At 40.4% G+C, this 2776-nt stretch carries 3 pseudogenes; all 3 read right to left on the minus strand.

The features are described 5' to 3' along the window. Positions 1–277: 277 nt before the first annotated feature. Positions 278–1077: pseudogene (locus tag H6G97_RS49310) on the minus strand (IS5 family transposase). A 74-nt stretch (positions 1078–1151) separates the two neighbouring features. Further along, positions 1152–1705 (minus strand): annotated as a pseudogene (locus tag H6G97_RS49315) (ISKra4 family transposase); the annotation flags it as partial. Between the two features lie 526 nt (positions 1706–2231). Further along, a pseudogene (locus H6G97_RS49320) lies at positions 2232–2663 on the minus strand (peptidylprolyl isomerase); the annotation flags it as partial. Positions 2664–2776: the final 113 nt, after the last annotated feature.

Raw genomic sequence — 2776 nt, forward strand, 5'->3', positions numbered from 1 at the left:
TGGACCGCTTCTCTGTCCTTTTGAAACTCCCTACTGTGCCCGGTTCTAGGCAACAATGGTTTATGCACTGTGTTGACCAAGGATAAAGCAAGCGTGAATTTTCAATCGGTAATTAGTTTTGGGTGAGTGTGGTTGTTTTATTGCCCAGCCTTATGACATTGAGAAGAACGCTGTTACTAGGGTGTTGGCTCTAAACCGTCTATATATTGATGTATTTATGCAAAAAATAATATATCGCGTATTGTTTATGGCATATCTTGTGGTACAAAGTAAATTTTTAGACCACAAGACGACGCAGCATGATACGAGTCATAACAGCATAGATGGCAGTTTCACTTATTTCCGGGAGACGCTCATAGTCCTTACTGAGACGACGGTACTGGTTAAACCAGCCAAACATTCTTTCGACTACCCAACGTTTTGGTAAAACCTGAAATTCTTGGTCATTACGGCGTATGACCTCAACATGAGCTTGAATCATCAGCCAAACACAGAGCGCAAATTTATCACCATCACCGTCATAGCCAGAATCAACCCACATTACCTCCACTTTCTCGAGTAGTTCTGGACGCTCTTCTAGCAGTTCCATTAAAGCGTAGGCGGCAAGTAGTCTTTCTGGAGCATTTGCAACGCTTACCAACCACTTTTAATAAAATTCCCAGACTATCAACCAACGTCTGTCACTTTCTTCGTTTTACTTTTTTACCGCCATCAAACCCATACACATTACCCTTTTTTCTGTCGTTTTTACCGACTGGCTATCTGCGGCGATGGCGGTTGGTTGTGTTAATTTACCTAATTTCGAGCGCACTTGACCACGTAGTGTATGGTTTAATTTTTCCCAAACTCCCTTACGCTGCCATTTTCTGTAGTAGCTGTAACTGTTGAAATTGGAGGAAAGTCAGGTGGAAGCATATTCCATTGGCATCCCGTTTTCAAGTGACAGTAGATTGCATTGCATACTGCTCGCATATCAGTTGTGCGCGGATGTCCTCCTTGTTTAGGTTGTGGAATTAAGGGAGCTAGGATTTCCCACTCCATATCATTTAAGTCTGTGGGGTAAGACTTTCCTGTCATGAGCAACTATTGTTTGTTACATACTTATAAATTTTCTCTACGACTTACTTACTTTATAAATAGCCTCTCAATTAAGATTGGTTATCATCAAAAAATGCACCATAGTAGATCCCCTGCAGACAAACGGTTTTATAGTCTCGCCAGTGACAGCCTGCTTTCGGTTTACCCCGGACTTTTCCTCCATCTACGCTGACGGATGTAACTGATTGTTTAGCAAGTGGTATTTGAAAATCTTGTGACAGCACTAGTTGTTCTTGGGTTGAATGACCAACTTTTACTCCTGTCAATGTCTCAATCTCAATTTCTGCTTTTTGATATGATTCGTTAGCTGATAACTTCAAATAGCACTTTTAAAGTAATGGACAAAACCTGCCTCCTTGCCTTCAAACCCAGTCTTTGTGTCTGTTTAGCTTTTAATTTCAGTTGCCCAACTAAGATGAGTGATTTTCCTGGTTTTACCGATTTTTGTTTTTGTTGTTTGTTCGATAAAAAAAGGGCTATTTTTGGGTCGACATATTCCAATATTTGGCTACGAACTGTTTTTTCTATACCTTCTGAGGTCTATTAACTGACTCTTATCAGCTTCCGAGTAGAGTAATGTTGCTACTTCTTGTAAGCAGGCTTTGATCCGTTCTTGTTTCTCTTAGCTCATAGTCAGCGATCGCACAGGGTTATTTCCTTCTACATTTTCTCAAAAATGGTAAATCTTCCCAAACTGGACGCTCCCGTAGTAAACTCAGCTTTTTATTTTCTGGCTTAATTACTGAATTTACCTAAAAATGTTGCTTAATTTTTGCCAAGTTGTTCTGTCGTTACAATAGTTTTTCATTGCACATCTTAGCTGTCAAAAACTTATTTGATAATAATAATCAAATAGAGAGGGAAGGAGGCGAGCGACACTCGCCTCCTTCTCTCTCCCTCCTAAGCACGATTATCAATTTTATTTAAGTGTTTTTAAGTATTTGGGCAGATTGACAAAATGCACTTTATCTTAAACTTTCACGGATAGTCTGTGCCTATATTACTTTTATAATAATGAGGTCAAAAACGATCGCTTGTCCAGTCTAGAAAACTAAAAAAGCGATCGCTATCTTCAATATTGAAGAGTATTGAGTCCAAGCATGGGAGGTAACTCCTATACTCCTATGCTTATGTTAAAGGTTTATCGCCTTCTCTCTGTCATCCCCTGCCCCATCACCTTGGGATGCAGACATTATTTGCTTTTGCTGGTCTTGTAGCCAGGTTTCAAAGAGTTCATTCAGCAGGCGCACTTTCATAAATTCATCCAGTTGTGCTGGAATAAATTTTTCCAGCCGCAAAATCACAAACCATTCAGCGATGCGGGTAGGGGGCAATATCTGACCTGGTTGACTGCTAGAGAGCATTTGCACCATTACTGGATGTAGTGCATTCAGTTCAATAGGGCCTACCAAGCCACCAGTTTGAGCTTCTGGCCCAAGTGAGTATTCCCGCGCCAAGTCAGCAAAAGAGTTTTCTTTTGCCTGAATTCGGAAGTAAAGTTCTTGGGCAATTCCCACATCCTGGGTTCGCAATAGGGAATAAATTACTTTGTCTAGTTTTGTCTTAGAGGATGTTTGAAAAGTCGGAAAAGGTGTAAAAAAGCTCTCTCAGTATAAGCTGTGAATAGATAATAAACAGTACCGAGAGAGTGACATGAGTAAAGCATATCCCAGCAACC

Origin of the sequence: Nostoc flagelliforme FACHB-838 (assembly GCF_014698065.1) — a bacterium.
GTDB lineage: Bacteria > Cyanobacteriota > Cyanobacteriia > Cyanobacteriales > Nostocaceae > Nostoc > Nostoc flagelliforme_B.